The 25214-nt window shown below is 71.7% G+C and carries 22 protein-coding genes and 1 pseudogene; 14 read left to right on the forward strand and 9 right to left on the reverse strand.

Annotation, left to right across the window (positions count from 1 at the left end; all coding sequences use genetic code 11):
• Positions 1 to 54: 54 nt before the first annotated feature.
• Positions 55 to 2247: a discoidin domain-containing protein gene (locus B0I32_RS37525; RefSeq protein WP_245956258.1), complete on the forward strand. Its 2193-nt coding sequence runs from the start codon at positions 55 to 57 to the stop codon at positions 2245 to 2247.
• On the opposite strand, the gene B0I32_RS37530 is transcribed toward B0I32_RS37525, so the two are convergent.
• Complete coding sequence (locus tag B0I32_RS37530; RefSeq protein ID WP_106247855.1) at positions 2234 to 3400, reverse strand: alpha-hydroxy acid oxidase; 1167 nt, start codon at positions 3398 to 3400, stop codon at positions 2234 to 2236. The genes B0I32_RS37525 and B0I32_RS37530 overlap by 14 nt on opposite strands.
• A 98-nt stretch (positions 3401 to 3498) precedes the next feature.
• Between B0I32_RS37530 and B0I32_RS37535 the strand changes: the two genes are divergently transcribed.
• A complete protein-coding gene (locus tag B0I32_RS37535; RefSeq protein WP_245956259.1) occupies positions 3499 to 4275 on the forward strand; it encodes an HD domain-containing protein in 777 nt (258 codons plus the stop codon).
• A 74-nt stretch (positions 4276 to 4349) separates the two neighbouring features.
• Here B0I32_RS37535 and B0I32_RS37540 read toward each other — a convergent pair whose 3' ends face one another.
• Genes B0I32_RS37540 through B0I32_RS37550 form a run of 3 tightly spaced genes read right to left on the reverse strand, consistent with a single transcriptional unit; the run spans position 4350 to position 6583 of the window.
• Positions 4350 to 4631, reverse strand: a complete 282-nt coding sequence (locus B0I32_RS37540) for a DUF4031 domain-containing protein (RefSeq protein ID WP_106247857.1) — start codon at positions 4629 to 4631, stop codon at positions 4350 to 4352.
• Positions 4628 to 5380 (reverse strand): HAD family hydrolase, encoded by a 753-nt coding sequence (locus B0I32_RS37545; RefSeq protein WP_106247859.1) that lies wholly within the window; start codon positions 5378 to 5380, stop codon positions 4628 to 4630. The genes B0I32_RS37540 and B0I32_RS37545 overlap by 4 nt, the downstream gene beginning before the upstream one ends.
• 18 nt (positions 5381 to 5398) lie before the next feature.
• A complete protein-coding gene (locus B0I32_RS37550) occupies positions 5399 to 6583 on the reverse strand; it encodes a cytochrome P450 (protein WP_106247861.1) in 1185 nt (394 codons plus the stop codon).
• 431 nt (positions 6584 to 7014) lie between these two features.
• Here B0I32_RS37550 and B0I32_RS37555 point away from each other — a divergent pair, with 431 nt between their 5' ends.
• The 6 genes and pseudogenes from B0I32_RS37555 (at position 7015) to B0I32_RS37575 (ending at position 12286) form a co-directional block, all read left to right on the forward strand.
• A complete protein-coding gene (locus B0I32_RS37555) occupies positions 7015 to 8256 on the forward strand; it encodes a hypothetical protein (protein ID WP_106247862.1) in 1242 nt (413 codons plus the stop codon).
• 22 nt (positions 8257 to 8278) lie between these two features.
• Positions 8279 to 8971 (forward strand): DUF2786 domain-containing protein, encoded by a 693-nt coding sequence (locus B0I32_RS37560; RefSeq protein ID WP_106247864.1) that lies wholly within the window; start codon positions 8279 to 8281, stop codon positions 8969 to 8971.
• Positions 8972 to 9067: 96 nt separating this feature from the next.
• Positions 9068 to 10168, forward strand: coding sequence for an Ldh family oxidoreductase (locus B0I32_RS37565; protein ID WP_106247866.1), 1101 nt, complete (start codon positions 9068 to 9070; stop codon positions 10166 to 10168).
• A 30-nt stretch (positions 10169 to 10198) separates the two neighbouring features.
• Positions 10199 to 10456, forward strand: a pseudogene (locus B0I32_RS61825) (MFS transporter); the annotation flags it as partial.
• A 77-nt stretch (positions 10457 to 10533) separates the two neighbouring features.
• Positions 10534 to 11517, forward strand: coding sequence for an MFS transporter (locus tag B0I32_RS37570; RefSeq protein ID WP_181308239.1), 984 nt, complete (start codon positions 10534 to 10536; stop codon positions 11515 to 11517).
• A gap of 4 nt (positions 11518 to 11521) precedes the next feature.
• Positions 11522 to 12286, forward strand: a complete 765-nt coding sequence (locus B0I32_RS37575) for an SDR family NAD(P)-dependent oxidoreductase (protein ID WP_106247870.1) — start codon at positions 11522 to 11524, stop codon at positions 12284 to 12286.
• Between the two features lie 18 nt (positions 12287 to 12304).
• Here the strand turns inward: B0I32_RS37575 and pgm are convergent, their stop codons facing one another.
• Positions 12305 to 13936, reverse strand: coding sequence for a phosphoglucomutase (alpha-D-glucose-1,6-bisphosphate-dependent) (gene pgm / locus B0I32_RS37580; protein WP_106248025.1), 1632 nt, complete (start codon positions 13934 to 13936; stop codon positions 12305 to 12307).
• A 97-nt stretch (positions 13937 to 14033) separates the two neighbouring features.
• On the opposite strand from pgm, the gene B0I32_RS37585 reads away from it, so the two are divergent.
• The 3 genes from B0I32_RS37585 to thrS all read left to right on the forward strand — a co-directional run bounded on the left by B0I32_RS37585 (position 14034) and on the right by thrS (position 17599).
• Positions 14034 to 14933 (forward strand): TIGR03564 family F420-dependent LLM class oxidoreductase, encoded by a 900-nt coding sequence (locus B0I32_RS37585; protein WP_106247872.1) that lies wholly within the window; start codon positions 14034 to 14036, stop codon positions 14931 to 14933.
• 30 nt (positions 14934 to 14963) lie between these two features.
• Positions 14964 to 15569 carry a glycoside hydrolase family 25 protein gene (locus tag B0I32_RS37590; protein WP_181308241.1) on the forward strand — a complete coding sequence of 202 codons (606 nt, stop codon included), beginning with the start codon at positions 14964 to 14966 and terminating at the stop codon, positions 15567 to 15569.
• Between the two features lie 65 nt (positions 15570 to 15634).
• A complete protein-coding gene (thrS, locus tag B0I32_RS37595; RefSeq protein WP_425438129.1) occupies positions 15635 to 17599 on the forward strand; it encodes a threonine--tRNA ligase in 1965 nt (654 codons plus the stop codon).
• A gap of 132 nt (positions 17600 to 17731) precedes the next feature.
• Here the strand turns inward: thrS and B0I32_RS37600 are convergent, their stop codons facing one another.
• Positions 17732 to 18454, reverse strand: a complete 723-nt coding sequence (locus B0I32_RS37600; protein ID WP_219912211.1) for a PIG-L deacetylase family protein — start codon at positions 18452 to 18454, stop codon at positions 17732 to 17734.
• A 54-nt stretch (positions 18455 to 18508) separates the two neighbouring features.
• On the opposite strand from B0I32_RS37600, the gene B0I32_RS37605 reads away from it, so the two are divergent.
• A complete protein-coding gene (locus B0I32_RS37605; protein WP_106248028.1) occupies positions 18509 to 19561 on the forward strand; it encodes an RNA polymerase subunit sigma-70 in 1053 nt (350 codons plus the stop codon).
• Between the two features lie 88 nt (positions 19562 to 19649).
• Positions 19650 to 20075: a hypothetical protein gene (locus tag B0I32_RS37610; protein WP_106247877.1), complete on the forward strand. Its 426-nt coding sequence runs from the start codon at positions 19650 to 19652 to the stop codon at positions 20073 to 20075.
• A 21-nt stretch (positions 20076 to 20096) separates the two neighbouring features.
• Here the strand turns inward: B0I32_RS37610 and B0I32_RS37615 are convergent, their stop codons facing one another.
• A complete protein-coding gene (locus tag B0I32_RS37615) occupies positions 20097 to 20633 on the reverse strand; it encodes an Asp23/Gls24 family envelope stress response protein (protein WP_146178470.1) in 537 nt (178 codons plus the stop codon).
• 76 nt (positions 20634 to 20709) lie between these two features.
• Between B0I32_RS37615 and B0I32_RS37620 the strand changes: the two genes are divergently transcribed.
• The gene (locus tag B0I32_RS37620; RefSeq protein ID WP_245956260.1) at positions 20710 to 21240 is read left to right on the forward strand and encodes an HIT family protein; all 531 of its coding nucleotides are present in this window, start codon (positions 20710 to 20712) and stop codon (positions 21238 to 21240) included.
• A 78-nt stretch (positions 21241 to 21318) separates the two neighbouring features.
• Here B0I32_RS37620 and B0I32_RS37625 read toward each other — a convergent pair whose 3' ends face one another.
• Positions 21319 to 22833 (reverse strand): glycoside hydrolase family 10-like protein, encoded by a 1515-nt coding sequence (locus B0I32_RS37625; RefSeq protein WP_245956261.1) that lies wholly within the window; start codon positions 22831 to 22833, stop codon positions 21319 to 21321.
• Positions 22834 to 23009: 176 nt separating this feature from the next.
• Complete coding sequence (locus B0I32_RS37630; protein ID WP_106247883.1) at positions 23010 to 25151, reverse strand: elongation factor G-like protein EF-G2; 2142 nt, start codon at positions 25149 to 25151, stop codon at positions 23010 to 23012.
• Positions 25152 to 25214: the final 63 nt, after the last annotated feature.

The following is a 25214-nucleotide window of genomic DNA, read 5'->3' on the forward strand; positions in this document are numbered from 1 at the left end:
GGCACGAGAGAGCGCTCTCCCACCGCCTCCCGTTCGTTCCCGTGAGGAGTCGCCGTGCACCCCCGCCGACGTCCCGCCCTGATCGTGGCCTCATTGGCCGCCCTGCTGCTGTCCTTACTCGTCGTGGGCCCGGCCCGCGCGGCCGATCCGTTCCTGTCGGCGAGACCGGCGACCGCCTCCGCCGCCATGGGCGCGCAGGCCTGCGGCACCGCCGACGCCGCGCTCGGCCGTCCCGCCACCGCCTCCTCCGTCGAGAACACCGGCCTGCCCGCCTCCGCCGCCGTGGACGGCAACGCGGGAACCCGCTGGTCCAGCGCGTTCGGCGACCCGCAGTGGCTCCAGGTCGACCTGGGCGCCTCGCACCAGATCTGCCAGGTCGTGCTCCAGTGGGAGGCGGCGTACGCCTCCGCGTTCCGGGTCCAGGTGTCCGGCGACGGCTCCTCCTGGACCGACGTCTATGCGACCACGACCGGCACGGGTGGCACGCAGACGCTCGACGTGTCCGGAACCGGCCGTTACGTCCGCGTGCACGGCACCGCCCGCGCCACGCCGTACGGCTACTCGCTGTGGGAGCTCACCGTGCGCACCGGCACCACCGACACACCGGGCGGCGGCGGAGACCTCGGACCCAACGTGCACGTCTTCGACCCGTCCATGCCGGCGGCGAGCATCCAGTCCACCCTCGACTCGATCTTCACCCAGATGGAGTCGAACCAGTTCGGTCTCCAGCGCCACGCCCTGCTGTTCAAGCCGGGGAGCTACAACGTCAACGCCAACATCGGCTTCTACACCTCGATCATGGGCCTCGGGCGCAACCCCGACGACGTCACGATCAACGGCCAGGTACGGGTGGACGCCGGCTGGTTCGGCGGCAACGCCACCCAGAACTTCTGGCGCTCGGCCGAGAACCTGTCCATCACGCCCTCCGGCGGCACCAACCAGTGGGCGGTCTCGCAGGCGGCGCCGTTCCGGCGGATGCACGTCAGGGGCAACCTCAACCTCGCGCCCTCCGGGTACGGCTGGGCCAGCGGCGGCTACATCGCCGACAGCAGGATCGACGGGACCGTGCAGCCGTACTCGCAGCAGCAGTGGTTCACCCGTGACAGCACCATCGGCGGCTGGCTCAACGGCGTGTGGAACATGGTCTTCTCCGGCGTCGCCGGCGCGCCCGCCCAGTCGTTCCCAGAACCGCCGTACACGACGCTCGACACCAGCCCCGTGACCAGGGAGAAGCCCTTCCTGTACGTGGACGGCGCGGGCGCCTACCAGGTCTTCGTGCCGGCCCTGCGGCGTAACTCGCGCGGCGCGAACTGGCCCGGCACCGGCTCCTCGATCCCGCTCGGCCAGTTCTACGTGGCCAAGCCGGCCGACACCGCGGCCACCATCAACGCGGCCCTCGCCGCCGGCCTCAACCTGCTCTTCACGCCCGGCGTCTACCACGTGAACCAGAGCATCAACGTCACCAGGCCGGGCACCGTCGTGCTCGGGCTCGGCTACGCCACCGTCATCCCCGACAACGGCGTGGTGCCCATGCGGATCGCCGACGTGGACGGCGTCAAGGTGGCCGGCCTGCTGTTCGACGCCGGCCCGGTCAACTCGCCCATCCTGATGGAGGTCGGCCCGACCGGCTCCGCCGCCACGCACGCCGCCGACCCCATCTCGATCCAGGACGTCTTCTTCCGCGTCGGCGGCGCCCACGCGGGCAAGGCCACGACCAGCCTCGTCGTCAACAGCGACCACACGATCATCGACCACATCTGGGCCTGGCGCGGCGACCACGGCACCGGCATCGGCTGGACCGTCAACACCGCCGACACCGGGCTGATCGTCAACGGCGACGACGTCACCGCGTACGGGCTGTTCGTCGAGCACTACCAGAAGTACCAGGTCATCTGGAACGGGCAGCGCGGCAAGACGATCTTCTTCCAGAACGAGATGCCGTACGACCCGCCCAACCAGGCCGCCTGGATGAACGGCTCCACCCGCGGCTACGCCGCCTACAAGGTCGCCGCCTCCGTCACCTCGCACGAGGCGTGGGGGCTGGGCGCGTACTGCTACTTCAACGTCAACCCCAGCGTCGTGGCCGAGCGCGGCTTCGAGACCCCGGTCAACGCCGGCGTGCGCTTCCACGACCTGCTCACCGTCTCCCTGGGAGGCAACGGCACCATCGCCCACGTCGTCAACGACACGGGAGGGCCCGCACAGGGCACCGACACCATCCCGGTGAAGATCGTCACATACCCCTGAGCCGCGCGACGCCGGGGCCCAGCCCCTGGACGCCGCCCACACCCAGCAGTTGCAGCGTACGGACGAGCTCGGCGCGCAGCAGGTCAAGCACCCGCGTGACGCCGGGCTCGCCCCCCGCCATCAGGCCGTAGAGGTAGGCGCGGCCGACGAAGCAGGCCCTGGCGCCCAGCGCGACCGCGGCGGCGACGTCGGCCCCGCTGCGCACGCCGCCGTCGAGGAACACCTGCGTGCGCTCGCCCACCGCCTGCGCGACCTCGGGCAGCAGCTCCAGCGGCGTGGCGGAGCGGTCGAGCTGACGCCCGCCGTGGTTGGACACCACGATCCCGTCGACCCCCACCTCGGCCAGCTCCTTGGCGTCGTCGACCCGCTGCACCCCCTTGACCAGCAGCTTGCCCGGCCACATCGACCGGATCCACTCCAGGTCGGCGACCGTCACCGAGGGGTCGAACAGCAGGTTCGTCAGGCCCGCGAGATCGTCGGGCGCGCCCTCCGCGGTGGCGAACCGCAGCGGCTCGCTGGTCAGGAAGTCGAACCACCACGCCGGATGCCGCAGCGTCTCCAGCGCCCCGCTCCAGCGCAGCGAGGGCGGCACCGTCAGCCCGCGCCGCACGTCACGCAGCCGCGCCCCGGCCACCGGCACGTCCACGGTCACCATCAGCACGTCCATCCCGGCGTCGGCGGCCAGGGCGAGCGTCTCGGCGTTGCGGCCGCGGTCGCGGACCACGTACAGCTGGAACCAGTTCCAGCCGCCGGGCGCGGCGGCGGCCACGTCACCGGCCGTCGTGGTGCCCATCGTGGACAGCGTGTACGGGACGCCCGCGCGCTCCGCCGCCCGCGCCACGGCCCGCTCGCCGCCGCGGTGCATCATCCGGGTGAACCCGGTCGGGCCGAGCACGACCGGCATCGCGATCCGCCGGCCCAGGATCTCGACCGCGGTGGGCGCCTCGGAGACGTCACGCAGCACCCGCGGGCTGAACTCCACCCGGTCGAACGCCTCCACCGCCCTGGCCATCGACCGCTCGCCCTCGGCCGCGCCGTCGACGTAGTCGAACACCATGCGCGGCGCCCGCTTCCTGGCCAGCCGGCGCAGATCCGCCACGTCGGCCGCGGCCTGGACCCGGGCCGCCCTGGACAGGCGCGGCCGGCGGGGCATGACACCACGCAGCTCCCGCCAGCGAGGCAGGCGCCGTGGGTCGTCCGATGCGGTGCCGATGTCCAGGACGTTACCCCGCGACGGCGTACGGTGAGAAGATGATCGACGCCCGAACCTCGCCCGACGGCCTGCCCGACGATCCGACCGACGGTGAGACGGCGGTTCGAGACGCGACCGCCAGTGAGACGGCGGTCCGGGACACGGCGGCCGGTGAGACGGCGGCGGGCGGTGACGCGGCGGCGGGCGCCGACTGGACCGGGTGCGGGCGGTGGGCAGCACTCGCGGGTGAGTCGGCCGCCTCGCTCGCCGTGCGCGCCGAGCTGCTCGCCCGCTGGGCCGAGCCGCACCGCCGCTACCACACCCGCACCCACCTGGCCGCCGTCCTCGCCGCCGTCGAGCCGCTGGCCGCCGAGGCGCGGGACGTCGCGGCGGTACGGCTGGCGGCCTGGTTCCACGACGCGGTCTACGACGGCCGGCCCGGCTGGGACGAGGAACGCAGCGCCCAGCTCGCCCAGTCGCGCCTGCCGAGGTGCGGCGTGCCCGCCGGCCGCGTGGCCGAGACCGCCCGCCTGGTCCGCCTCACGGCCGCGCACGACACCACAGGGCCGGGCGACGGCAACGGGGCCGTCCTGTGCGACGCCGACCTCGCCGTGCTCGCCGGACCCGGCTACGCGGACTACGCGCGGGCCGTCCGCGAGGAGTACGCCCACGTCCCCGGCCCGCTGTTCGCCCAGGGCCGCGCCGAGGTGCTGCGCCGCCTGCTCGCCACCCCCACCCTCTACCGCACACGGAGGGCCCGCGACCTGTGGGAGGAACGCGCCCGCGCCAACATGACCGCCGAACTGACCGCCCTCTCCGGACGACAGGACGCCTGACCGGGCGGGGCGGGGGAGGGCGCGTCCGGTGCCGCCATGACCGGAAGGTGCGGGACGTGGCGGCCTGCGCTGTCCTAAGCGGGAGGAGCGGGGCGGTGCTTCTTGCGGCGGCGCAGGCCGGCCGCGATCAGCCGGCGCAGCAGCTCCCGCGAGCTGACCGCCTCGGCCCCCAGCGCGACCGCCCGCGCGTGCACGGTCTCGGGGACGTCGTAGTGGTCCCGGTCGAACGCGCGCACCGGCACCCCCAGCCGCGCCGCGAAGTCGTGCAGCTCATCCAGCGAGCGGTCGCTGACGAGGTGCGACCACATCAGGCCGCGCGGCCCCGGCCAGTCGGGCGGATCGATCAGAACAGTCACGACGTCAAGGGTAGAACCCTCCCACTGACCCCGAGCTCCCCCAGATCGGGCACCACGACATGGGCTCCGGCGCCGTCGCCGCCGGTCGTCACCGCGTTGGTCGTCACTGAGGCCACCAGCCCGAAGCCGCCCTTCCTGCCCGCCTCGATCCCCGGCAGCGCGGACACCACCACCGCCACCTTGGCCGGGGGCAGGTCGAGGCGGCGCGCGGCCTCCAGGTAGCGGGCGGGGTCGGGCGGCCCCGGCAGGTTCATCAGGGCCGCGTCGTTGCCGTCCACCATGAGGTCGAACAGGTGCGTGAGACCCGCCGAGCCGACCAGCTTGCGCGCGTGCAGGCTGGCCGAGACCGCCGCCGTACGGGCGCCGCGCCGGCGCAGCTCGTGCAGCAGCGCCACCGTGGCGGGGAACGCGGCGACCCCGTACTTGTCCACCTGCTCCATGAACAGGCGGTCCTTGGCCAGGCCGAGCCCGTGGACGGTCGGCGCGCCCGGCTCGTCGTCAGGCGCCCCCTCGGGCAGCTCGATGCCGCGCGCGGCCAGGAAGGTGCGGATGCCGTCGAGCCGCGGGCGCCCGTCCACATGGCGCAGGTAGTCGTCGCGGATGTCGAACGGCGTCGAGCGGCCGCGCAGGAAGGCGTCGAAGACGTGTTTCCAGGCGGCCGCGTGTCCCCGAGCGGTGTCGGTGACCACGCCGTCGGTGTCGAACACGACGGCGCTGATCACGGTCAGGTCGATGACGGGCTCGTTCACACAGCGAACGTAACCGCTCTACCAGGAGACGGGTAGCTCTTTGACGCCGTAGACGATGGCGAGTTCCCTGAACGGCACCTCACCGGCGACGCGCAGCCCGGGGAAGCGGCGCAGCAGCGCCGGGAAGGCGATGCGCATCTCCATCTGCGCCAGCGGCGCGCCGATGCAGCGGTGGATGCCGTGGCCGAACGCCAAATGCGAGCCGGCCGTCTCACGGCCTGGCCTGACCTCGTTCATGTCGTCGCCGAGGAAGGGGTCGCGGTTGGCGCCGGTCAGCGAGCACAGCACCATCTCGCCCTTCTTGATCGGCACCCCGTGCAGCTCCAGGTCGTCGCGGGCGAAGCGCGGGAAGGCGACCTGCACGACCGTCATGTACCGCAGCAGCTCCTCGACCACGTCCACGACGTAGCCGTCCACCTCGCGCACCTTGGCCGCCTGCTCGGGGTTGCGCAGCAGCCACAGGGTGCCGAGCGCGAGCATGCTGGTGCTGGTGTCGTGGCCGCCGGTCAGCAGCCCGTCGGCCATGCTGGCCAGCGTGCGGTCGTCGAGCTCGTCGCCGTGCTCGCGCAGCAGCTGCCCGAGCAGCCCGTCGCCCGGATCCAGCCGCTCCCTGGCCACCAGGTCCGTCAGGTACGTCATCGCGTCGTTGATCGCCTGCAGCGACGCCTCGGGCCCGGCGGTGAAGTCGAAGCGGTCCTTGCTGATCTTCACGAACCCGGCCCGCTCGTCGTACGGGACGCCGAGCAGCTCGCACACCACGAGCGAGGGGATCGGCAGCGCGAACTCCTCGACCAGGTCCACCGGCATCCCCTCGGCGGCGCCCTTGGCCTCGATGCGGTCGAGGTACTCCTCGACCATGGCCTCGATCCGCGGCTCCAGCCTGCGCAGCCGGTGCATGGTGAACTCGGGCGTCAGGTACTTGCGCAGCCGCGTGTGCTCGGGCGGGTCGCGGAAGCCGAGCCCGCCCGGGTCCTCCTGGTTCGAGCCGAGCCCGATGACGCCGGCGAAGTCGTTGCTGAAGCGCTCATGGTCGCCGAGCACCCCGCGTACGTCCTCCCAGCGGGTGACGAGGTAGACGGTCTGGCCGCCCGGGATCTCCATCGGGAAGACCGGCTGCTCCGCCCGGATACGCGCGAGCTCGCCCACGGGGTCGAACCCCTCACGCATGAACTGGACGAGCGGGAACTCTTCTGTTGCTGACATCGATATCCGTCCTGCTGGGATACATCACACCATGTTGGGATAAATCCCTGCATAGATGGTCCCATCTGGAAGGCCGTACGGTGCCCTCCGAAAGGACGATTTCCATCTCACCCAGGCCCCTTGTGCTCCCCGGCCTCGGCCGGACCCCGGGAGGAGTTCGCCGCGGTCACGGGCCCGCACGGGCGGCTCTGGCGGACGGGGCCGTTCACGACCCTCCTCCCCTTCCCATTGTGCGCCCGCCCCCCGGATCCCGGCCACCCCGGATCCCCGTGCGGGGGCGCGAGTGATGACACGCTCCGTCAAGAACCCTGAACTGCAGTGAAACCTGGGCAAAGTGGTGCAGCCGATGCCGTTTGGCGTACAAGATGGCGACATTCTGCGATGATCTCGTCGCATAGAGCCGGAGTTTGAGCCATCACGGATAGTGACTGATGCCGACATTTGAGGAAATAACAGCCTTCGTAACCGAGAAGCCGCTCGCCACCGCCGTCATCGCGCTGCTGAGCCTCGCCGGGCTGGTCCTGGCCTTCCTGGTGCTCAGGATCGCCTGGCGCGCCCTGTCCTGGTTGTTCACCAGGTACATCGCCCCCCGCCCCATCGAGGACGTGCTGACCGTCGTCGCCGCCTCCATCGCCACGGGTGTGTCCGCGCAGGGCATGTGGCGCTTCTCCGGGGACGTGCTGGGCCTCGACGGGCCGCTGCGGTTACTGCTGTTCGCGTTCATCGAGGTCGCGATCATCACCTCCGCCGTACGCGCGCGCCGCAACATGCGCGAGAACTTCTCGGCCGGCATCGACGGCATCGCCGTGTGGGCCCTGACCTGCCTGACCGCCGTGCTGTCCAGCATGGACGCGCGCAGCCTGCCCGAGGCGGTGTTCCGCCTGGCCGCCCCGCTGGTGGCCGCCTGGCTGTGGGAGCGCGGCATGGCCATCGAACGCCACCGCATCCGCGGCACCGGCCGGATCAACTGGCGGCTGACGCCCGAGCGGCTGATGGTCAGGATGGGCCTGGCCGAGGTCAGCGACCGTACCGCCAGCGAGGTCGACGCCCACCGCCGGCTGACCAGGGTCGCGCTGGCCGCCAAGAAGGCCAAGGCGCTGCGCGAGGGCGGCGCACCCGAGCGCAAGATGCGCGCCGCGCTGGCCAAGCTCGACAAGGCGATGGACCAGGCCGTCGAGCACACCGGCCTGGCCGTGGACGCCTCGCGCCAGGAGGCGCTGCTGGCCCAGATCGCCGCCCTTTACAACACCTCCGCGCTCATCGACGCCGACCCGCGCGTGCCCTGGGAGCCCACGGCCGACCACCACCCCGTCCCCGCCCGCCCGGCGCTGCCGCCCGCGCTGGCCGAGCTCGTCTCCGACGAGGACGAGGACATCGAGGTGTTCGACACCACCCCGCAGGTCCTCAGCACGGCCGAGCGGGCCGCGCGCATGCGCTCCGCCCGCGAGTACTGGGACCGGCAGATCGCCAAGGGCATCGTGCCGCGCACGGTGGACATCGCCCAGGAGATCGGCATCTCGCTGGTCACAGCACGCGAGTATCGTGCTCTGTGGAAGCTGGAGCCGCACGCCCACGCCCTCATCGAGGCGCTGTACCAGCAGCACGGCATCGTCGACACCGGCGCGTTCCCGGCCATCGACGACCAGGGGCGGGTGCTGTCCGGCAAGTCCTGAGCGAGTCGGCGGGGGGTCACGGTTGCGCGAGCGCACGCTCGAACGGGTCAGGAAACTGCTGGCCAAGGCCGAACGCACCGACAACGAGCACGAGCGGGCCACGTTCATGGCCGCGGCGTCGGCGCTCATGGCCAAGCACGGCATCGACGCGCTGCCCCCCGCGGGCACCCGCCAGACCCCCGGCGACCGCGTCGTCACCCTGCCCGCCCCCTGGGCCAGGGAGAAGGCCCGCCTCGTCAGCCTGGTCGCCCAGGCCGTGCGGTGCCGGCCGCTGCTGATCGGGCGCGGCGAGGGCGGGCAGCGGGTGCACGTGTTCGGCTTCGCGGCCGACCTGGACCGGGCCGACCTGCTGGCCACCTCCCTGCTGCTGCAGATGGCCTCGGGCCTGGCCCGGGTGGAGCCGCCGAGCGACGTCCGCGCCGTGCGGGCCTACCGCAGGTCGTGGCTGCTCGGCTTCACCGACGAGGTGTACCGGCTGCTGTGCGCGGCCGAGTCACGCGCCGAGGACGAGTCGGCGGGCACGGGGACCGCGCTCGTCCTGGCCGACCGCAGGGCCGAGGTCGAGCGGGCGGTCGCCGCGCACTATCCCGACATCCGCAGGAGCGTGCCGAGGACCAGCGGCACCGGCTACCGCGACGGGGTCGCCGCAGGCCGCAGGGCCGACCTCGGGCGTACCGGGATGAGCACCGCCACGGCCCGCGAACTCGAAGGGTAAGCCCTTTCCGGACAGCCGTTTGACGGACCGGGAAACGGGCATATCAGCGCCCACGGAACGTAGTCCTGCTCGATGCGAGACAGATGAGCGAGACAGATGACCGTGAACGCCCCCGTGAACGACTCCGTGAACGCTTCCGTGCACGTCCTCGCCGCCGGCCGCCTCCGAGACCTCGCCCACGACCTGCTGACCGCCGCCGGCGTGCCCGATGACACGGCGGTCACCGTCGCCGACTCCCTGGTGGAGGCCGACCTGGCCGGGCACGGCTCGCACGGCGTGCGGCGGATCAAGCCCTACCTCGACCGGATCGCCGAGGGCGCCATCGTGCCAGGAGCCCGGCCCGAGGTCGTCTCACGCCGCGGCGCGAGCGCCGTCGTGTCGGGGCGGCGCGGTTTCGGCCAGGCCGCCGCGCGCCTGGCCGCGGCCGAGGCGGCCGCCCTGGCCGGCGCGCACGGCGTCGGCGTCGTCGCCGTCCGCGAGTGCAACCACGTCGGCAGGCTCGGCGAGTACGCGCAGACGCTCGCGGGCCAGGGGCTGATCGCGCAGGTCGTCGGCAACGCCGACCCGACCGTGGCCCCGTACGGCGGGCGCAGCAGGATGCTCGGCACCAACCCCATGGCCTGGGCCGTGCCCAGGGCGGGCGGCGCGGCCGTGGTGATGGACTGGGCCACCGCCGCCATGGCCGAGGGCAAGCTGGGCCTGCTCCGCGCCGCCGGCTCGCCCGCTCCCGAAGGGGTGCTGGTCGATCCCGAGGGCCGCCCGTCCACCGATCCGGCCGACTTCTACCGGGGCGGCGCGCTGCTGCCGTTCGGCGGCCACAAGGGGTACGGGCTGAGCGTCCTCATCGAGCTGGTCGGCGGCCTGCTCACCGGCACGGGCACCGCCTGCTCGCCCGCGTACGACGGCACGTTCGGCACGGTGATCACCGCGGTGGACATCGCCGCGTTCGTCCCGCTCGACCACTACGTCGCCGAGGTCGAGTCCTTCTGTGAGGCCTTGCGCGCGTCCGGCCCCGGCGTGCTGGTGCCGGGTGAGCCCGAGGCCGCGGCACGCGCGGAGCGGCTGAGGGACGGGATCCCGGTGCCCTTACCGGTCTGGGAGGAGCTGTGCGGCCTCGCCGCGCGGCTCGGCGTACCCACGGAGAAGATCAGCGCGCACGACACGGAGCACAACGCACGGCCGGCGACAGGCCGCTGACGGCGGCCGGACACGCCCTCTGGAGGTCAGATGCCCGCCACCCCGCCCGCCACCCCCGAGTTACGGCGCGTCGTCCTGGGCGCCCTCGTCGGTACCGCCCTGGAGTGGTACGACTTCTTCATCTACGGCACCGCCGCCGCCCTCGTCTTCAACCGCCTGTTCTTCACTCAGGCCGACCCGGCCACCGGCACCATCGTCGCCTTCGCCACGTTCGGCGTGGGGTTCGTGGTCCGGCCGTTCGGCGGCATCCTCTTCGGTCACCTGGGCGACCGGATCGGCCGCCGCTCCACCCTGATCATCACCACCGTCATCATGGGGGTGTCGACCGGCCTGATCGGCCTGCTGCCGACCTACCCTCGATCGGCGTGTGGGCGCCGATCCTGCTCACGGTGCTGCGCGTCTGCCAGGGCCTCGGCGCGGGAGCCGAGTTCGGCGGCGCGGCCACGCTGCTGGCCGAGCACGCCCCGCCGGGCCGGCGCGGCTACTACGCCTCCTTCGCCCAGACCGGCGTGCAGATCGGGCTCGTGCTCGGCACGTCGGCGTTCCTGCTGATCCAGCTCCTGCCGGAGCAGGACGTGCTCGCCTGGGGCTGGCGGGTGCCGTTCCTGGTGAGCTTCGCGCTCATCGGGGTGGCGCTGTACGTGCGGCTGCGCGTCGCCGAGTCGCCGGTGTTCCGCGAGATGGCGCGCACGCGCGGAGTCGTCAAGCTGCCGATCAGGGACGCGCTGGCCCGCCACCCGCGCAACTTCCTCGTCGGCGTCGGCGCGCACATATGCGACACGGCCGTGGTCTACACGCTGGCCACCTTCAGCGTCGCCTACGCCACCGGGCAGCTCGGCCTGACCAGTCAGACGGCGCTGCTGGGGGTGATCCTGTTCGGGCTGACCGTCATCGCGCTCCAGCCGTTCTACGGCGAGCTGTCGGACCGGATCGGGCGGCGGCCGCTCAACCTGTTCAGCGTGGTGTTCGTGGCTCTGTACGTCTTTCCTTACTTCCTGCTGGTCGACACCGGCCTCCCGTGGGTGGTGTGGCTGGCCATGATGGTCATGGGGGCCTTCGGCTTCGCGCCGCAGGTGGCGGTGCAGCCGGTGTTCTACGCCGAGCTGTTCGGGGCCCGCGTGCGCTACACCGGGTTCGCCGCCTCACGTGAGCTCGGGGCGGCGCTGGCCGGCTTCTCCCCGCTGATCGGCGCGGCGCTGGCGGCCCGGCTGGGCGGGGCGCCGTGGCTGGTCGCGGCGTTCCTGATCGGCACGGCGGTGATCTCGTTCGTGGCCTTCTACGCCGCCCGCGAGAACAAGGACATCGACATCGCGGCCATGGACGCGCTGCGGGACCCGGCGAAGGAGTGAGCTCATGAACCTCGACGGCGCGGTGGCCGTGATCACCGGCGGCGGCACCGGCATCGGCGCCGCCGTCGCGGAGAGCCTGGCCAGGAAGGGGGCGGCGGCCGTGATCGTGAACTACTCGCGCTCGGCCGACGAGGCCAGGGCCACGGTCGCCCGGATCGAGGAGCTGGGCTGCAAGGCCGAGGCGATGGCCGCCGACGTGTCCGACGACGCCGCCGTACGCAGGATGGCCGAGCGGGTGCGGGCCGCCCACGGCCGGGTGGACGCGCTGGTGTGCAACGCGGGCACGACCAGATGGGTGCCGTTCCCCGACCTGGAGGGGCTCACCGACGAGGTGTGGCGGCAGCTCATGGGCGTCAACCTCATGGGCGCGTTCTACTGCGCCCGCGCGTTCGCGCCCGACCTGCGCGCGGCGCGCGGTGCGATCGTCAACGTGGCCTCCATCGCGGGGCTGCAGGCCACGGGCTCCTCGATCGCGTACGGGGTCAGCAAGGCCGCCCTGCTCCAGCTCACCCGCGACCTGGCGGTGGCGCTCGCGCCCGAGGTCAGGGTGAACGCGGTCGCGCCCGGAATCGTGGCCACCCGCTGGCACATCGGGCGGGTGGGGGAGCAGGTGTTCTCCGAGATGGCGGCGAAGGAGGAGCTGAAGGCGCCGCTGCGGCGCACGGCCCAGCCCGAGCACGTGGCCCAGATGGTCACCTCGCTGCTGGAGTCGGACCTGGTCACGGGCGAGACGCTGATCGGCGACGGCGGCCGCCACCTCGGCTACTGACCGGCCGGCCGCCGTCGCTCAGGCCAGGGCCGCCGACACCAGGGAGCGGGCCTCCTCCTGCACCTTGGCCAGGTGCTCGGGCCCCTTGAAGGACTCGGCGTAGATCTTGTACACGTCCTCGGTCCCCGACGGCCTGGCCGCGAACCAGGCGCTCGCGGTCGAGACCTTCACCCCGCCCAGCGCGGCCCTGTTGCCCGGCGCCGCCGTCTGGACCGCCGTGATCGGCTCGCCGGCCAGCGAGGAGGCCGTCACCTGCTCGGCCGACAGCTTGCCCAGCACGGCCTTCTCCTCGCGGGTGGCGGGCGCGTCGACCCGCGCGTAGGCGGGCTCGCCGAACCGCTCGACCAGCCCGCGGTAGCGCGCGCTCGGCGACTCGCCGGTCACGGCCAGGATCTCCGAGGCGAGCAGGGCCAGGATGAGGCCGTCCTTGTCGGTGGACCAGACCGACCCGTCACGCCGCAGGAACGACGCCCCCGCGCTCTCCTCGCCGCCGAACCCCAGCGACCCGTCCAGCAGCCCCGGCACGAACCACTTGAACCCCACGGGCACCTCGTACAGCGGCCGGCCCAAGGATTCGGCCACCTTGTCGATGATCGTGCTGCTGACCATCGTCTTGCCCACCCCGGCCCCGGCGGGCCAGCCCGCGCGGTGGCCGTAGAGGTAGTCGACGGCGACGGCGAGGTAGTGATTGGGGTTCATCAGCCCGCCGTCGGGCGTGACGATCCCGTGCCGGTCGGCGTCGGCGTCGTTGCCGGTGGCGATGTCGTACGTGTCGCGTCCGGCGATCAGCGAGGCCATCGCGTACGGCGACGAGCAGTCCATCCGGATCTTGCCGTCCCAGTCGAGCGTCATGAACCGCCACGTTGGATCGACCAGCGGATTGACCACGGTCAGCTCCAGCCGGTGCCGCTCGGCGATCTCGCCCCAGTAGGCCACGCTCGCCCCGCCCAGCGGGTCGGCCCCGATCCGCACTCCGGCGGCCCTGATCGCGTCGAGGTCGACCACCGACGGCAGGTCGTCGGCGTAGACGCCGAGGAAGTCGTAGCGCCCAGCCCGCTTCAGCGCCGCCGGGTACGGCACCCGGCGCACGCCCTTGAGCCCGTCACGCAGCAGCTGGTTGGCGCGGTCCTGGATCCACGTGGTGGCCTCGGTGCCGGCCGGGCCGCCGTGCGGCGGGTTGTACTTGAACCCGCCGTCGGCGGGCGGGTTGTGCGACGGCGTGACCACGACGCCGTCCGCGAGTCCGGTCGTGCGGCCCTGGTTGTGGCGCAGGATGGCGTGGGAGACGGCGGGCGTGGGCGTGTAGCCGTCACGGGTGTCGACGAGCACCTCGACGTCGTTGGCGGCCAGCACCTCCAGCGCCGAGACCCTGGCGGGCTCCGACAGCGCGTGCGTGTCGATGCCCAGGAACAGCGGCCCGTCGGTGCCCTGCGCACGCCGGTATTCGCAGATGGCCTGGCTGGTGGCCAGGATGTGGTCCTCGTTGAACGCCGTCTTCAGCGACGATCCGCGATGCCCCGAGGTGCCGAACGCGACCCGCTGGCCGACCTCGTCCGGGTCGGGGTGCAGGGCGTAGTAGGACGTCACCAGCCTGGCGACGTCGACCAGGTCGGAAGGCCCGGCGGGCTGTCCCGCGCGTTCGTGCGTCATGAAGGCCACTTTACAAATGAGGACCGGCCGGGCGGGTGAGCGCGGGGCGGCGCGGGGGGATACATTCGCCTCAGTCACCAGAACGGAGTTCTGTTTCATGCGTTACGGATACTTCCTGTCCGAGCCCCAGGGGGCCGACGCCATCGGCGGCCTGCGCGACCAGATCACCCAGGCGGCCGACGAGGGCTTCAGCTCGGCCTGGCTCTCCCACATCTTCGGCCTCGACGCCATCACCGCCCTGACCGCGGCCGGCGTGCAGGCGCCGCCGATCGAGCTCGGCACCGCCGTGGTGCCCACCTACCCGCGCCACCCGGCCGCGCTGGCCCAGCAGGCCATGACCGCCAACGCCGCGCTCGGCGGCCGGTTCGCGCTGGGCATCGGGCTGTCGCACAAGGTGGTCATCGAGGACATGTTCGGCTACAGCTTCGAGCGCCCCGGCCGGCACATGAAGGAGTACCTCGACATCCTCATCCCGGCCTCGCGCGGCGAGAAGGTGGCCTACGCCGGCGAGACGCTCAAGGCCGGCATCAAGCTCACCACCCCCGGCGCCGGCCTCCCCGTGCTGGTCGCCGCGCTGGGCCCGCGCATGCTCAAGCTGGCCGGCACCGTCGCCGACGGCACCGTGCTCTGGATGACCGGCCCCAAGACCATCGCCGGCCACATCGCCCCGACCATCACGGCCGCCGCCGCCGAGGCGGGCCGCCCCGCGCCCAGGATCGTCTGCGCGCTGCCCATCAGCGTCACCGACGACCCCGCCGGCACCGTCGCCCGCGCCAACGAGATCTTCTCGGTGTACGGGCGGCTGCCCTCCTACCGTGCCATGCTCGACAGGGAGGGCGCGGACGGCCCCGGCGACGTCGCCGTCGTCGGTGACGAGGACACCGTGCTGGCCAAGCTCGACGAGCTGAGGAGGGCGGGCGTGACCGACTTCGTCGGCTCGGTCTTCGCCAACCGCGACCGCACGCGCAGCCTGCTGGTCGGCGCGGCGAAGGGCTGAACCGGAGACACCGCAATAAACTCCGACAAGGTGAAACGCGTGCTACAGGGCATCGATGTGTCGAACTGGCAGGGCACCGTCGACTGGGCCGGCCACGCGGAGGCCGGCGTCGCCTTCGCCTTCGCCAAGGCCACCGAGGGGGGCGACTACACCGACAAGTGGTTCGCGCGCAACTGGAACGGCATGCGCGAGAGCTGGATCGTCTGCGGCGCGTACCACTTCGCCCGGCCGAAGGGCGATCCCATCGAGCAGGCACGCCACTTCCTGAACGTGATCAGGTCGGCGGGCGGGCTGCGCCGCGGCGACCTGATCGCGCTCGATCTGGAGGACGACGACGGCCTGCGCCCCGAGCGGGTGGCCCGGCACGCCCGCCGCTGGTGCCACCACGTCGAGCGGCACACCGGGGTGCGGCCGTTCATCTACACCTTCCAGGCGTTCGCGCACGGCGGCAACTGCGCCGGCCTGGCCGAATACCCGCTCTGGCTGGCCAGCCCGCACAGCCCGCGCGGCCGTCCGCCGGTGCCGCGGCCCTGGCGCGACTGGACCATCCACCAGTACGCCAGCAGTCCCGTCGACCGCAACGTCTTCCACGGGACGCGGCAGGAGCTGACCAGGCTGGGGTTCGACCCGCGATAGCATCGGGGTTCACCATCGAACCAGCCTCGGTGCCGGGCATCGAGCGCGATCCACGAGGAGTCACCGTGTCAGCCGAGCTACGCATCACCCTCGCCGGAGCCGAGCGTGTGGTCGCGGCCGGCACGACGGCCGGAGAGGCGCTCGAGGCGGACGGCCGCACCGTCGTCGCCGCCAGGGTCGGTGGCCAGGCGCGCGACCTGGCCCACGTGCTGGCCGACGGCGACGTGGTCGAGCCGATCGAGGTCTCCAGCGAGGAAGGGCGCGCGATCGTACGCCACTCCGCCGCCCACGTCATGGCGCAGGCGGTGCAGGAGCTGTTCCCCGAGGCCAAGCTGGGCATCGGGCCGCCGGTCGACAACGGGTTCTACTACGACTTCGACGTCGAGCAGGCGTTCAACCCCGACGACCTCAAGCGCATCGAGAAGCGCATGCGCGAGATCGTCAAGCAGGGGCAGCTGTTCTCCCGCCGGCCCGTCGGCGACGACGAGGCACGCGCGGAGCTGGCGGCGGAGCCGTACAAGCTGGAGCTGATCGGGCTCAAGGGCGGCGCGGCCGACGAGGAGTCGGTCGAGGTGGGGGCCGGCGAGCTCACCATCTACGACAACCTCGACCCCAAGAGCGGCGAGCTGCGCTGGAAGGACCTGTGCCGGGGGCCGCACGTGCCCTCCACCCGGTCCATCCCCGCGTTCAAGATCATGCGTTCCGGCGGCGCCTACTGGCGCGGCAGCGAGAAGAACCCGCAGCTCCAGCGCATCTACGGCACCGCGTGGGAGTCCCGCGACAAGCAGGACGAATACCTCAAGCTGCTGGAGGAGGCCGAGAAGCGCGACCACCGCAAGCTCGGCGCCGAGCTCGACCTGTTCAGCTTCCCGCCGGAGCTGGGCAGTGGCCTGCCGATCTTCCATCCCAAGGGCGGGATCATCCGCAAGGAGATGGAAGACTACATGCGCAGGCGGCAGGCCGAGGCGGGCTACGAGTTCGTCAACACCCCGCACATCACCAAGTCCTCGCTGTTCGAGACCTCCGGCCACCTGCCCTGGTATGCCGACGACATGTTCCCGGCCTTCGAGCTGGAGGGCATCGACTACCGCGTCAAGCCGATGAACTGCCCGATGCACAACCTGATCTACCGGGCGCGCGGGCGCTCCTACCGCGAGCTGCCGCTGCGGCTGTGCGAGTTCGGCTCGGTCTACCGCTACGAGAAGTCGGGCGTGGTCCACGGGCTGACCCGGGTGCGCGGCATGACACAGGACGACGCGCACATCTACACCACCCGCGAGCAGATGGCCGACGAGATCAAGTCGCTGCTGCGGTTCGTGCTCAGCGTGCTGCGCGACTTCGGCCTGGAGGACTTCTACCTGGAGCTGTCCACCCGCGACGACTCCGAGAAGTTCATCGGCGACCCGGCCGAGTGGGAGGAGGCCACCGAGGCGCTGCGCCAGGTGGCCACCGAGTCGGGGCTGCAGCTCGTCGACGACCCGGGCGGCGCGGCCTTCTACGGGCCGAAGATCTCGGTGCAGGCCAAGGACGCCATCGGCCGCACCTGGCAGCTGTCCACCATCCAGCTCGACCTCAACCAGCCCCGGCGCTTCGGGCTCGAATACCAGGCGGCCGACGGCTCGCGGCAGACGCCCGTGATGATCCACCGGGCGCTGTTCGGCTCCGTCGAGCGCTTCCTCGGCGTGCTCACCGAGCACTACGCGGGCGCCTTCCCGCCCTGGCTCTCCCCGGTGCAGGTGGTGGGCATCCCGATCGCCGAAGCCCATGTGCCCTACCTGCAGGACGTGGCCAAGAAGCTGCGCGCGAGCGGCGTCCGGATCGAGGTCGACGCGGCCGACGACCGCATGCAGAAGAAGATCCGCAACGCGCAGAAGGCCAAGGTGCCCTTCATGCTGCTGGCCGGCGACGACGACATCGCCAACGGCGCGGTCTCCTTCCGCTACCGCAACGGGGAGCAGAAGAACGGCGTGCCGGTCGAGGAGGCCATCGCCGAGATCGTCAACGCCGTCGAACGCCGCATCCAGGTCTGAGCAGGGAACCGGCGGAACGGCTCGCGCCGTTCCGCCGGACCCCTGCTGCCGGCGCGTCCAGAGGTGGCGCGCCCGGAGCCGGGGCGAAACCAGGCGGCACGGGCGTGCCGGCGCACAAGGCGGGCGGCCGGGTCAGCGAGGATACAGGCGGAAGGTCACCGCCGGGCGGCCGCCGAAGCGTTCCGCCTCCTGGCGGGCGAAGCCCTCGATCTGGTCGTGCGCGTACCGCTCCGGGTCCTTGTCGGTGAGGGCCTGGATGTAGGCGCGGTGCTCCATGAGGGAGCGCACGCCGCGCTCAAGGCCGTCGGTGACGTCCACCGCGTGGGTCGGGTTGTTCACGCCGGCGACGGCGACCCAGCGGACGCCGTCCCAGGGCGCGGCCACAGTGTCCGGAAATATCCATCGATTTCCGGCGTCTCCGGCGGCGTCCATCACCGCTCGCCCCACCGCGCGATGGTCGGGCGTGTTCCAGTGGGTGCCGCCCCAGGTGTCGTCGAAGTTCAGCGTGATCAGCAGCTCGGGGCGGTGCCGCCGGATCGCCGCGGCCAGGTCGCGGCGCAGCGCGGTCCCGTACTCGATCACTCCGTCGGCGTGGTCGAGGAACTCCACGCTGGTGACCCCGACCAGGGCCGCGCTGGCCAGTTCCTCACGCTCGCGCACCGGCCCCGCCGTGGCGGGATCGAGCGTGTCGATGCCCGCCTCGCCCCGGGTGGCCATCAGGTAGACGACCTCACGTCCCGCGTCCGTCCAGGTGGCGACGGCGGACGCGCACCCGTACTCCAGGTCGTCGGGATGGGCGACGATGGCCAGCGCGCGCTGCCAGTCGTCCGGCATGGGCTCAAGCTGAAGGGTCATGGCTATCATCCTGACAGGCCCCGCCGGGACGATTCGAGAGGAATGGTGCGGCTCATGCGCCCAGTCGGCGACCCCGCGGACGACACCCGCCCCAGCGGCCGGGAAAGCGGCGGGGAAAGCGGCGGGGAGGGCGGCGGTTTCGCCGGGGACGGGTTCGGCGAGGCGGTCGAGGCGTACCGGCACGAGTTGCAGGTGCACTGTTACCGGATACTGGGCTCGTTCACCGATGCCGAGGACATGGTGCAGGAGACGCTGCTGCGGGCGTGGCGGCGGCGCGAGACGTTCGAGGGACGCTCGACGCCGCGGGCCTGGCTCTACCGCATCGCCACCAACGCCTGCCTCGACCTGCTGGCCGGCCCCGCGCGCAGCCGCGAGGTGACGGCCGGCGTGGGCGGCGAGCCGCGGTCGCCGTTCACCGAGGTGCCGTGGTTGCAGCCGTACCCCGACCGGCTGCTCGACCTGGCCGGCGCCGGGCAGGGGCGGCCCGACGCGGTGGCGGTCGAGCGGGAGACGATCGAGCTGGCCTACCTGGCGGCCATCCAGCACCTCCCGCCGCGCCAGCGCGCGGTGCTGATCCTGCGCGACGTGGCCGGCTGGCCGGCCGAGGAGACCGCCGCGGCGCTGGAGCTGAGCGTCCCGGCCGTCAAGAGCGCGTTGCAGCGGGCCCGCGCCACGCTGCGCCTGCACCTGCCCGCGCGCCGCTCCCAGTGGCGTCCCGTCACGGCACCCACCGAGGAGGAGCGCGCGGTGCTGCGCCGCTACATGGACGCCTCCGTGGCGGGCGACCTGTCCGCGCTCGCCGCGCTGCTGCGGGAGGACGCGCGGCAGACGATGCCGCCGGCGTCCCTGCTGTACGCCGGGCGGACGGCCATCCTGGAGATGTGGCGGCCGGTCATGGCCGGGCCCGAGGCGTGGGGCGAGTGGAAGGCGCTGGCGACGACGGCCAACCGGCGCCCCGCCGTGGCCAACTACGTCCGCCGCCCCGGCGAGTCCGCCTACACCGCCGTCAACCTCGACGTGCTGCGCGTCGAGGACGGCCTGATCGCCGAGATCACCACGTTCGGCCCCGAGCTGAACGCCGTCTTCGGCCTGCCCGCCGAACTCTGACGCGGAAAACCCGCCCCGGACCGATTCCTTTTCCGGCGCCGCGCCGTCATACAGCCGTACATCAGCTACGACAGCGAAGGAATCGGTCATGAGCGAGCACGTGGACACCAAGTTGCAGGCCCTCGACCGGCTCGTCGGCACCTGGAAGGTCACCGGCGAGGCCGAGGGCACCGTGACCTACCGGTGGATGGAGGGCGGGTGTTTCCTCATCCAGGACGTGGACCTGGAGCAGGGCGGCATGCGGGTGCGGGGCACGGAGTTCATCGGCAGGAAGCGGCCGTTCGGGGCGGAGCGGCCGAGCGAGGACGTGCACTCCTGGTACTTCGACAGCCAGGGCGCCACCCTGGCCTACGTGTACGAGATCGAGGGCGACACCCTGACGATCTGGGGGCACGAGAAGGGCTCGGAGGCCTACTTCCGGGGCACGTTCGACGCCGACGGCACGAGCGTGGCCGGCGCGTGGGTGTACCCCGGGGGTGGCGGCTACGAGTCGACCATGACCCGGATGCCCTGACGCCCCCGGCACACCAGCGGGTCAGGACGGGACGTCGTCCTCGGCGGGGTCGCGCGGGGCGGGCCGGGCCTCGCCGGGGAGGCGGACGTCGTCGACGGTCACGTTGACCTCCATCACCCGCATCCCGAGCATGCGGCTGACGCTCTTGGCCACGTTCGTCTTGACCTCGGCGGCGACGTCCATGACGACGTGGCCGTACTCCACCACGATCGTCAGGCTCACCCCCACCTGGCGGTCCTGGATCTGCGCGCTGACGCCCTGGGTGCCGCGGCGCGAGCCGATGCCGATGCGGTCGCGTACGGACTCGAAGGCACGCGCGAGGTCGCCGCCCATGTCGGCGACGCCGGGCACTTCGAGCGCGGCCAGTGAGGCGACCTTCTCGACGACCTCGTCGGCCACCTTGATCCGGCCCTTCACGGTGGCGCCGGTCATGGACGCCTCGATGGAGGACGGGGCCGGCGGGCCGGAGGACTCGGCCGGGGACGCGTCGGAAGGCTGGGCGGGGGTGTCCGAGGACTCGGCGGGCTGAATGGACTGTTCTGCTAAGGCTTCGGTCATCGCGGCCTCCTGTTGGGGGTGCTCAGGATTGTGCCGGAAGGACCCCTCGTTTGTCCGGGGTCCTATGCTGCTAGTTATGCACGATCAGGCAGGGGCAGGGTCCCCCGACAACTTCCAGCGTCTGTGGACCCCGCATCGCATGGCCTACATCAAGGGCGAGAACAAGCCGACCGGCACCGAGCCCGGCGACGGGTGCCCGTTCGACGCGATCCCCAAGATGAGCGACGAGGACGGCCTGATCGTGAAGCGGGGCGAGTCGGTCTACGCCGTGCTCAACCTCTATCCGTACAACTCGGGCCACCTGATGGTGGTGCCCTACCGGCACGTGTCCGGCTACGACGAGCTGGACGCGGCGGAGGTGGCCGAGCTGGGCGCCTTCACCCAGGAGTCGGTGCGCGCGCTGCGCAGGGCCAGCGGCGCGCAGGGCTTCAACGTCGGCATGAACCTGGGCCACGTCGCCGGCGCGGGCATCGCCGCCCACCTGCACCAGCACGTGGTGCCCAGGTGGGGCGGCGACACCAACTTCATGCCGGTCGTCGCCCAGACCAAGGTCCTGCCGCAGCTGCTGCGCGACACCCGTCAGCTCCTCGCCGACGCCTGGGGCTGACGCCCGGAGCCGACGCCGATATGCGCGAAGGGCCGGTCCGTCACTGACCGGCCCTTTCTGGCACCTGGACGCGAACGGTCAGACCGCGTCGACCTTCACCTTGACCGCCTTGCTCTCGTGCTGCAGCCGGTCGAGCGACGTCACGAGATACGTCCCGGCCGACTTGACCGCGTACGACGGATCGCTCACCACGGCCACCAGGTTGCGCGCGTCGGTGGTGTGGCAGTCCTTGCCGGACTTGGGCACCTGGTAGACCGCGTAGGCGCGGGCCCCGGCGGACGGCGTCCAGGACAGCCGCGCGCCTGACGCCTTGGCGCCGGCGGGAGCCGGGGGAGCCTGGCCGCCGAGGCTCTTGTTCAGCGGCAGCAGCGCCGGACGGCCGTAGTGGGCCTTGGCGACCCGGTCCATCGCCTTGAGCGGGTTGGTCAGCAGCTGCTTGGCGCTGAAGTAGACGGAGCCGTCGACCTGCTTGCTGGAGCGGTTGACGCCCACCTGGCCGGACAGCTCGCCCGGCTTGGTCCACGCCTTGTCGTCCTTCGAGCCGACCCGGTAGAGGCCGTGGCCGATGTAGAGCTGCACGTCGGTGCCCTTGACCTCGCCGGACCACCAGCGCGCCAGCGTCGTGTAGTCGGCCAGCTTGTGCCCGCGCGGCCAGTAGAGCTGCGGCAGCACGTAGTCGACGGTGCCCGACTTGATCCATTCGCGGGCGTCGGCGTAGATCGAGTCGTACGCGGACATCCCGGACGTGCTGGAGCCGGTCGGGTCGTTGGACTTGTTACGCCAGATGCCGAACGGGCTGATGCCGAACTTGACGTGCCCCTTGGCCCGGTGCACCGCCTTGTCGACCTCGGCCACCAGCGTGTTGACGTTGCCGCGCCGCCATTCGGCCAGCTTGGCGCCCTTGCCGTACTTGCGGAACGCGGCCGTGTCGTCGAACTTCGCCCCCGCCACGGGGTAGGGGTAGAAGTAGTCGTCGAAGTGCACGCCGTCGACGTCGTAGCGGTCGACCACGTCGGTGATGACCTTGGTCACGTGCTCGCGCACGGCCGGCAGGCCCGGGTTGTAGTAGAGGCGGCCGCCGTACTTGACCGTCCAGTCGGGGTGCTTGCGCGCCGGATGGCCGGCGGGCAGCTCGGCGGTGCTAGCGCCGTAGGAGGCGCGGTAGGGGTTGAACCAGGCGTGGAACTCCATGCCGCGCTTGTGCGCCTCGTCGATGAGGAACGGCAGCGGATCCCAGCCCGGGTCCTTGCCCGCCGTGCCGGTCAGGTATTGCGACCAGGGCTCCAGCGAGGACTTGTAGAGCGCGTCGGAGGCCGGTCGCACCTGGACGAACACCGCGTTGAGGTTGCGTCTGGCGGCGCTGTCGAGGATCTTGACGTATTCGGCCTTCTGCCGGTCCGCGCTGAGCCCGGCCTTGGAGGGCCAGTCGATGTTCTGGGTGGTGGCGATCCACACCCCGCGCAGCTCGCGCTTGGGATGGTCGGCATCGGCCGTGCAGGCCGCGGCGGATGCGGCGGTGGCCGTCGTCTTCTCGGTCGCTGCGGGACTCGCCCCGGCACCGGGGCCGAAGTAGTAGGCGGCGGTGGTGGTCACCACCGCGAGAGCAGCAGCGGCTAGGAGTGGGCGTCCAGTTGGCATAGTGCCACCCAGTGTGACAGCTGCTCAGGCGTGCTCGGTACGGAAAACCGAAATCAACTCGTGATGCTTTTGCGACATTTGGTAATTGGTGTGCCGGGAGGGACGAAGCCCTCCCGGCTCCTCCACGGGCCTCAATCCTCGGTGGCCACCTTGCTCGCGAGGTTCGGCGGCAGCGGCTCGTACCGCAGGAACGTCCGGTGGAACGTCCCGGTGCCGTGTGACATGGATCTCAGGTCGATCGCGTACCGCGTTATCTCCAGCTCGGGCACCTCGGCCTTGACGAGGGTACGGCCGGTGCCGACCGGCTCGGTGCCGAGCACGCGCCCGCGCCGCGAGGACAGATCGGACATCACCGACCCGACGTAGTCGTCGGCCACCAGCACCGACAGCTCGTCCACGGGCTCCAGCAGCAGCGTCGAGACCTTGGACGCGGCCTCCTTCAGCGCGAGCTGGCCCGCGATCTGGAAGGCCATGTCGGAGGAGTCGACGGAGTGGGCCTTGCCGTCGTACAGGGTGACGCGCACGTCCACCATCGGATAGCCGGCGACGACGCCGCGCTCCATCTGGGCCCGCACGCCCTTCTCCACCGACGGGATGAACTGCCGCGGCACCACGCCACCGACGATCTTGTCCACGAACTCGAAGCCCCCGCCGGACGGCAGCGGCTCGACCTCGAGGTGGCAGATGGCGTACTGGCCGTGGCCGCCGGTCTGCTTGACGTTGCGGCCCATCGCCTGGCACTTGCCGCCGAACGTCTCACGCAGCGGCACCCGCAGGTCGATCCGCTCGACCTCGACGCCGTGGCGCTTGGCCAGGCGGTCGAGCAGCACGTCGGTGTGCGCCTCGCCCATGCACCACAGGACGAGCTGGCGCGTCTCGGCGTTGTTCTCCAGCCGCAGCGTCGGGTCCTCGGCCACCAGCCGCCCGAGGGCCTGCGACAGCTTGTCCTCGTCGGCCTTGGACTTGGCCCTGATCGCCACGGGCAGGAGCGGGTCGGGCATGGCCCAGGACGTCATGAGCAGCGGGCGCTCCACCTCGGAGAGCGTGTCGCCGGTCTCGGCCCGCGACAGCTTGGCCACGGCCACGATGTCGCCGGCCATGCCCTTGGCCGCGCCGCGCTGCTGCTTGCCCAGCGGGCAGGTCAGGGTGCCGATGCGCTCGTCCACGTCGTGGTCCTCGTGGCCGCGCTCGGCCAGGCCGTGGCCGGACACGTGCACGGTCATGTCGGGGCGCAGGGTGCCGGAGAAGACGCGGACGAGGCTGATGCGGCCCACGTACGGGTCGCTGGTGGTCTTGACGACCTCCGCCACGAGCGGGCCGTCGGGGTCGCACGTGATGCCCTTGACCGGTTTGCCGGACAGATCGGTGATCTCCGGCATGGGATGTTCGAGGGGGGAGGGGAAGCCCTGTGTCATGAGTTCGAGCAGTTCCTGCGCGCCCACGCCGAGGCCGCTGCAGAGCACCGGGTAGAAGCTGCCGCGCGCGACGGCCTTCTCCAGGTCCTCGATGAGGACCTTGGTGTCGATGGGCTCACCTTCGAGGTATCGCTCCATGAGCGATTCGTCCTCGCTCTCCTGGATGATGCCCTCGATCAGCGACCCGCGGTACTCCTCGATCTGGGCCTCGTACTCCGCGCCCGGGTCCTTCACCGTGCGGTCGCCGGTCGCGTAGTTGTAGAACTTCTGCGTCAGCAGCCCGATCAGCCCGTTGACGTGACCGTTGGTGATCACCGGGAGATAGAGCGGCGCGACGCCGTCGCCGAAGACGTCCTGGCAGGTGGTCAGCACCTCGTCGAAGTCGGCCCGCTGGTGGTCGATCTTGGTGATCACGACCGCGCGCGGCATGCCGACCTGGGCGCACTCGTCCCACAACATCTGGGTGAGCCCGTCGACCCCTTCGGAGGCCGAGACCACGAACAGCGCGGCGTCGGCCGCGCGCAGCCCGGCCCGCAGGTCGCCGACGAAGTCCGCGTACCCCGGCGTGTCCAGGAGGTTGATCTTGATGCCGTTGTGCACGAGCGGCGCCACGCACAGGTTGACCGAGCGCTGCTGCCGGACCTCGACCTCGTCGAAGTCGCTGACCGTGTTGCCGTCCTCCACGCGTCCCGGGCGCTGAACGGTGCCCGTCGCGGCCAGCAGCTGCTCGACGAGGGTCGTCTTGCCCGCTCCCGAGTGGCCGACCAGCACGACATTGCGTATCGCGTCCGCCCGGTCGGCCGCGGGTGCCCTGCCCGCGGCTCCCACGGCCCCGCCTGAGTGTCTTTCCGCCACCATCGCCTCCCGCGTCGTCGGACCGTTAGCCAACGCCGCGCCCGCGCGGAGGGTGAACGAAACCGC

Source organism: Nonomuraea fuscirosea, from assembly GCF_003001935.1.
Lineage (GTDB): Bacteria > Actinomycetota > Actinomycetes > Streptosporangiales > Streptosporangiaceae > Nonomuraea > Nonomuraea fuscirosea.

Excerpts from the sequence above, each read along its gene's own strand:
- B0I32_RS37530 (WP_106247855.1), bottom strand. The coding sequence starts at position 3,400 with ATGCCCCGCCGGCCGCGCCTGTCCAGGGCGGCCCGGGTCCAGGCCGCG.
- B0I32_RS37535 (WP_245956259.1), top strand. The coding sequence starts at position 3,499 with ATGATCGACGCCCGAACCTCGCCCGACGGCCTGCCCGACGATCCGACC.
- B0I32_RS37550 (WP_106247861.1), bottom strand. The coding sequence starts at position 6,583 with ATGTCAGCAACAGAAGAGTTCCCGCTCGTCCAGTTCATGCGTGAGGGG.
- B0I32_RS37555 (WP_106247862.1), top strand. The coding sequence starts at position 7,015 with ATGCCGACATTTGAGGAAATAACAGCCTTCGTAACCGAGAAGCCGCTC.
- B0I32_RS37565 (WP_106247866.1), top strand. The coding sequence starts at position 9,068 with ATGACCGTGAACGCCCCCGTGAACGACTCCGTGAACGCTTCCGTGCAC.
- B0I32_RS37575 (WP_106247870.1), top strand. The coding sequence starts at position 11,522 with ATGAACCTCGACGGCGCGGTGGCCGTGATCACCGGCGGCGGCACCGGC.
- pgm (WP_106248025.1), bottom strand. The coding sequence starts at position 13,936 with ATGACGCACGAACGCGCGGGACAGCCCGCCGGGCCTTCCGACCTGGTC.
- B0I32_RS37585 (WP_106247872.1), top strand. The coding sequence starts at position 14,034 with ATGCGTTACGGATACTTCCTGTCCGAGCCCCAGGGGGCCGACGCCATC.
- B0I32_RS37600 (WP_219912211.1), bottom strand. The coding sequence starts at position 18,454 with ATGACCCTTCAGCTTGAGCCCATGCCGGACGACTGGCAGCGCGCGCTG.
- B0I32_RS37605 (WP_106248028.1), top strand. The coding sequence starts at position 18,509 with ATGCGCCCAGTCGGCGACCCCGCGGACGACACCCGCCCCAGCGGCCGG.
- B0I32_RS37610 (WP_106247877.1), top strand. The coding sequence starts at position 19,650 with ATGAGCGAGCACGTGGACACCAAGTTGCAGGCCCTCGACCGGCTCGTC.
- B0I32_RS37615 (WP_146178470.1), bottom strand. The coding sequence starts at position 20,633 with ATGACCGAAGCCTTAGCAGAACAGTCCATTCAGCCCGCCGAGTCCTCG.
- B0I32_RS37620 (WP_245956260.1), top strand. The coding sequence starts at position 20,710 with ATGCACGATCAGGCAGGGGCAGGGTCCCCCGACAACTTCCAGCGTCTG.
- B0I32_RS37630 (WP_106247883.1), bottom strand. The coding sequence starts at position 25,151 with ATGGTGGCGGAAAGACACTCAGGCGGGGCCGTGGGAGCCGCGGGCAGG.